Origin of the sequence: Actinosynnema sp. NPDC023794 (assembly GCF_040639675.1) — a bacterium.
GTDB lineage: Bacteria > Actinomycetota > Actinomycetes > Mycobacteriales > Pseudonocardiaceae > Actinosynnema > Actinosynnema luteola.
In genome coordinates, this window is the sequence record NZ_JBFAFR010000085.1 from 1 (window position 1) to 5811 (window position 5811).

Annotated in this window: 1 protein-coding gene; it reads left to right on the forward strand. The window is 74.4% G+C overall.

Annotated elements, in window-relative coordinates; all coding sequences use genetic code 11:
* Positions 1-5811 (forward strand): condensation domain-containing protein (locus tag AB0H12_RS45050; protein WP_499632909.1); only part of this gene is annotated, 5811 nt, incomplete at both ends.

Genomic DNA, 5811 nt, shown 5'->3' on the forward strand with positions numbered 1-5811 from the left:
CCCGACCTGGTGGCGAAGTGGGCCCCCGGCCGCCGCATGATCAACGCCTACGGGCCGACCGAGTCCACCGTGGTCACGTCGTGGAGCGAGCCGCTCGAGCCGGGCGGCACGCCGCCCATCGGCCGTCCCATCCCCGGCACCGAGATCCGCGTGCTGGACGACGACCTGCGCCCCGCCACTGAGGGCGAGCTGTACGTGACCGGCGTCGGCCTGGCCCGGGGCTACCTCCGCCGGCCGGGGCTGACCGCGCAGCGGTTCCTGCCCGACCCGTTCGGCGTGCACGGCGCCCGCATGTACCGCACCGGTGACGTGGTCCGCACCCGTGCCGACGGCCAGCTGGAGTTCGTCGGCCGGGCCGACCACCAGGTGAAGATCCGGGGCTTCCGGGTCGAGCCCGGCGAGATCGAGGCGCTGCTGCGGCAGCGGCCCGGCGTCGAGCACGCGGTCGTCGTCGCGCGCGGCGAGCCGAAGCGGCTCGTGGCGTACGTGGTCGGCGACACCGCGGGTCTGCGGGAGCACCTGGTCGGCAGGCTGCCGGACTACCTGCTGCCTTCCGCGTTCGTCGAGCTGGACGCGTTCCCCCTGACGCCCAACGGGAAGCTGGACCGGGACGCCCTGCCCGAGCCGGTCGTCGGCGACGTCCCGGAGGACCACGTCGAGCCGCGCACCGCGGCCGAGCGCCGGGTCGCCGCGGTGTGGTCGGACGTGCTCGGCGTGCCCCGGGTCGGCGCACACGACGACTTCTTCGCCCTCGGCGGCGACTCGATCCTGGCCGTGCGGGCGCTGTCGCGGCTCGGCGGGCTGCCGGTGCGGGCGATGTTCGACCACCGCACGGTCGCCGCGCTCGCCGACGCCCTGCCCGACCAGGACGGCGCGCCGATCCCCCGCGTGCCCCGGGTCAAGCCGCTGCCCCTCTCGTCGGCCCAGCGCCGCCTGTTCTCCCTGGACGGCACGGCCGAGCAGAACACCGCCGTGGGCATCCGGCTCACAGGTCCGCTGGACGTGCCTCGTCTCGCCGAGGCGCTGGACGCGCTGGCCTGCCGGCACGACGCGCTGCGCACGACGTTCGACGTGGTGGGCGACGAGCCGGTGCAGGTCGTCGCTCCGCACGGCACGATCCCGCTGCGCGTGCTGCCCGCGCCTGGCGTGATCACACCGGCTCCGACCGGCCCAGGCCACACCGACCCGAGCGCAACCGCACCGGGCCCCACCGCGCAGGGCGCGACCGAGCTCGATCCGACCGACCTCGGCCTGGACGAGCCGTTCGACCTGCGGCGCGGCCCGCTGACCCGCGCCGTGCTCAGCCCCCTCGGCCCGGACGAGCACCTGCTGACCCTCGTCCAGCACCACATCATCACCGACGGCTGGTCGGTGCAGGTGCTGCTGACCGAACTGGCCGAGCTCTACGCGGGCAACCGGCCCGCCGAGCCTCCCGTGCAGTACCCCGACTTCACCGCGTGGGACCGGTCCAGGCCCGAGGGCGACCCGGCCTACTGGCGCGACCGGCTCGCGGGCATCGAGGCGCTCGACCTGTCCACCGACCGGCCCCGGCCGCCGCTGCGCACCACGTCCGGCGCGGTCCTGCGGCGTCCGCTGCCCGCCGACCTGGTCCGCCGGCTGGCGGCCGTGGGCCGCGCGCACGACGCCACCCTGTTCATGACGCTCACCGCCGCCGTGCAGGTGGTGCTGTCCGCACGCAGCGGGCAGCGCGACATCGCCGTGGGCACGGTCAGCTCCGGCCGCGACCGCGCCGACCTGGAACGCGCGGTCGGGTTCTTCGTCCGCACTCTCGTGCTGCGCTCCTGGGTCGACCCGGACCTGCCGTTCACCGCGTTCCTGGACCAGGTGCGGGACACGGCGCTGGAGGCCTTCGCGCACGACGACGTGCCGTTCGACCGGGTGGTGGAGGAGGTGCGACCCGACCCGGACCCCAGCCGCACGCCCCTGGTGCAGGCCGTCGTGGCGCTGCACCAGCCGCTGCTGCCCGGCAACGCGTTCGGCGAGCTGACCGCGGCCGAGCACGACCTCCCGCGCCCGGTGGCCCGGTTCGACCTGGTGGTGGAGTTCTGGCCGCGCGGCGACGACCTCGCGCTGACCGTCGAGTACAACACCGACCTGTTCGACGCCACCACGGTCGAGTCGCTGAGCGACGACCTGGAAGCGTTGCTGCGCCTGGTGGTGGACGACCCGGACCGCCCGCTGCACGACCTGACCGAACTCCGCCGGACATCGGACGGCAGCGCGCCTGACGACACCGTCCGGATCCGGGGCTTCCGGGTCGACCTCGCCGAGGTCGAGCAGGCGATCCGGCGGCACCACGAGGTGACCGACGCGGCCGTGGTCGTGGCCGGCAAACGACTCGTCGCCTACGTCTCGCCCCCGGTGAACCCCTCGGCACTGCAAGGGTTCCTCGGCCAGGTGCTGCCCTCTCACGCCGTGCCCACGACGTTCGTCGGCCTCGACCACCTCGACCGGGACTCGCTGCCCGCGCCCCCGGACGAACGCGCCGAAGTCCGCTACGTCGCACCGCGCACGCCCGTCGAAGCCGTGCTGGCGGACGTGTTCGCCGAAGTGCTCGGCGCGGCCCGGGTCGGCGTGCGGGACAACTTCTTCGCCCTGGGCGGCGACTCGATCCTGGGCATCCAGGTGGTCACCCGCGCCCGCCGCGCCGGCCTGGTGCTGACCTCGCGGGACATCTTCGCGCACCAGACCATCGCCGCGATCGCGCCGCACGTCACCCGCGACCTGCCGCCCACCGCCGACCAGGGCGCGGTGACCGGCGAGGCGCCGCTCACCCCGATCCAGCGCTGGTTCCTCGACGGCCACGCCGGGCCGCCCCGGAACGTCGAACCACAGCACTTCGACCAGTCCGTCGTCGTCGACCTGGACCCCGACCTCGACGTGCCCGCGCTGCGCACCGCCCTCACCGCGCTGGTCGAGCACCACGACGCGCTGCGCACCCGGTTCGAGGGCGACCGCCAGGTGGTCGGGCCCGTCACGGGCGCCGACCCGTTGGCGCTGGACCACTTCGACCTCACCCGCGGGCCGCTGCTGCGGGCCGAGGTCCTCGACGGCGGCTCCGTCCGGTTGACCGCGCACCACCTCGTCGTCGACGGCGTGTCGTGGCGCGTCCTGGTCGAGGACCTCACCACCGCCTACCGCCAGGCCCGCGCCGGCGAGACCGTCCGCGTCGGGCGCAAGACGACGTCGTTCCGCGACTGGGCGATCCGGCTCGCCGACCACGCCGTGCACGGCTTCGACGCCGAACTCGCCCACTGGACGGCCGTGGCCGCCACGCCGACCGACATCCCGGTGGACCGGACCGGCCCGAACACGGTCGGCTCGCAGCGCGAGGTCACCGTGCGGCTCACCGCGAGCGAGACCGACGCCCTGCTGCGCGACGTGCCCGGCGTGTACCGGACGCAGGTCAACGACGTGCTGCTGACCGCGCTCGGCCGCGTGCTGGCCGACTGGACCGGCAGGCCGCGCGTGCTGGTCGACCTGGAGGGCCACGGCCGCGAGGAGCTGTTCGCCGACGTCGACCTGTCCCGCACGGTCGGCTGGTTCACCACCGTCTTCCCCGTCGCCCTCGACCTGCCCGACGGCGGTTGGGGGGAAGCGCTGAAGTCGGTGAAGGAGCAGCTGCGGGCCGTGCCCGGACGCGGTCTCGGCTACGGCGCGCTGCGCCACCTGGCCCGCACCGCACCCGCCTGCGACCCCAAGGTCTCGTTCAACTACCTGGGCCGGTTCGACGCCGACCAGCGCGACCTCCAGCTGTCCGCCGACCCGGGCGCGCCGCGCCCGCACCTGCTCGACGTGGTCGGCCAGGTGCGCGGCGACCGGCTGGAGTTCAGCTTCCACTACAGCGAGCACGCCCACGACCGCGACACCGTCGCCCACCTCGCCGACGGGTTCGCCGCCGCGCTGCGCGGCATCGTGGCGCACTGCGCCGAGCCGGGCACGGGTGGCCGCACGCCGTCGGACTTCCCGCTGGCGCGCCTCACCCAGGCCGAGGTGGACCTGATCACCGGCGAGGACGCCTACCCGCTCACCCCGATGCAGGCGGGCATGGTGTTCCACGGCCTCGGCGACAAGGGCGTGTACTTCCAGCAGACCACGTTCGTCGTGGACGGGGTGACCGACTCGGCCGCGTTCGCCGCCGCCTGGCAGCGGGTGGTCGACCGGACACCCGTGCTGCGCAGCAGCGTGCTGTGGGAGGGCGTGCGGCAGCCGTTGCAGGTCGTGCACGAGCACGTCCGGGTGCCGTTCACGTTCCTGGACTGGAGCAGGCTGGACGAGGACGCCCGTGCCGGGCGGCTGCGCGACCTGCTCGCCGAGGACCGGGCCGAGGGCATAGACCTGACCGCGCCGCCGTTGATGCGGGTCGCGATCGCCCGCCTGTCCCCGACCAGCGTCCAGGTGCTGTGGACGTTCCACCACGTGCTGCTCGACGGCTGGAGCGTCTTCCACGTGCTGTCCGACGTGCTCGGCGAACCGGCTGAACGGCGGCCGTTCCGCGACTACGTGGCCTGGACCGCCGCGCAGGACGAGGCCGCCGCGCAGGCGCACTGGCGGCAGGTGCTGGCCGGTTTCGACTCGCCCACGCCGCTGCCCGCCGACCGCCCGGCCGAGCACGGCACGTCGTCGCAGCGGCTCGAGGTCGAGCTGACCGACGGCGAGTCCGCGTCGCTGTACGAGTTCGCCCGCCGGCACCGCGTCACGCCGAGCGCGATCGTGCAAGGCGCGTGGGCGCTGCTGCTGGCCCGGTCCGCCGGCAGGCGTGACGTGTGCTTCGGCGCGACGGTGTCCGGCCGGCCCGCGGAACTGCCCGGCGTGGACGCGATCACCGGCATCTTCATCAACACCCTGCCGGTGCGGGTCCGGGTCGACGGCGCGACTCCGGTGGCCGACTGGTTGCGCGCGTTGCAGGACGCCCAGGTCGAGTCTCGGCGGTTCGAGCACGTGCCCCTGGCCGACATCCAGGCGTGGAGCGAGGTCGAGCGCGGCACCAGCCTGTTCGACAGCGCGGTGGTGTTCGAGAACTACCCGGCCGACCTGGCCGAGGGCATGGGCCTGCGGGACCTGGCCGCGGTCGAGACCACGAGCTTCCCGCTCAGCGCCACCGTCTACCCGGCCGAGCGGCTCGGCGTGCTGCTGGGCTACGAGCCCGCGATGTTCGACCGCGCCACCGTGGCCCGGCTCGGCGACCGGCTGCGCAGGCTGCTGGTCGGCCTGGTCGCCGACCCGGACCGGCCGATCGCCGACGTGCCGTGGCTGGCCGAAGAAGAGATCCGCCAGGTGATCGTCGACTGGAACGGCACGGCGGTCGGCGAGCCGACCACCACGATCCCCGAGCTGTTCGCCGCCCAGGCCGCCCGCACGCCGGACGCCGTCGCGGTGACGTGCGAGGGCGGGCAGTTGACCTACCGCGAGCTGGACGAGCGCGCGAACCGCCTCGCCCACCACCTCGTCGCGCGCGGCGCGAGACCGGAGACTTTGGTGGCGTTGAAGTTCCCGCGCTCGATCGACCTCGTCGTCGCCGTGCTCGGCGTGCTGAAGTCGGGCGCGGCCTACCTGCCGCTGGACGCCTCGTCACCGGCCGACCGCATCTCGCACATCCTCGCCGACGCCCGGCCCGTGCTCACGTTGGACCGGCTGCCGGACCTCTCCGGCCACCCCGCCACGGACCCGGAGGCACCCGTGCGGCCGGACAACGCCGCGTACGTGATCTACACGTCCGGCTCGACCGGCAGGCCCAAGGGCGTCGTCGTCCCGCACTCGAACGTGGTCCGGCTGTTCTCCGAGACCGAC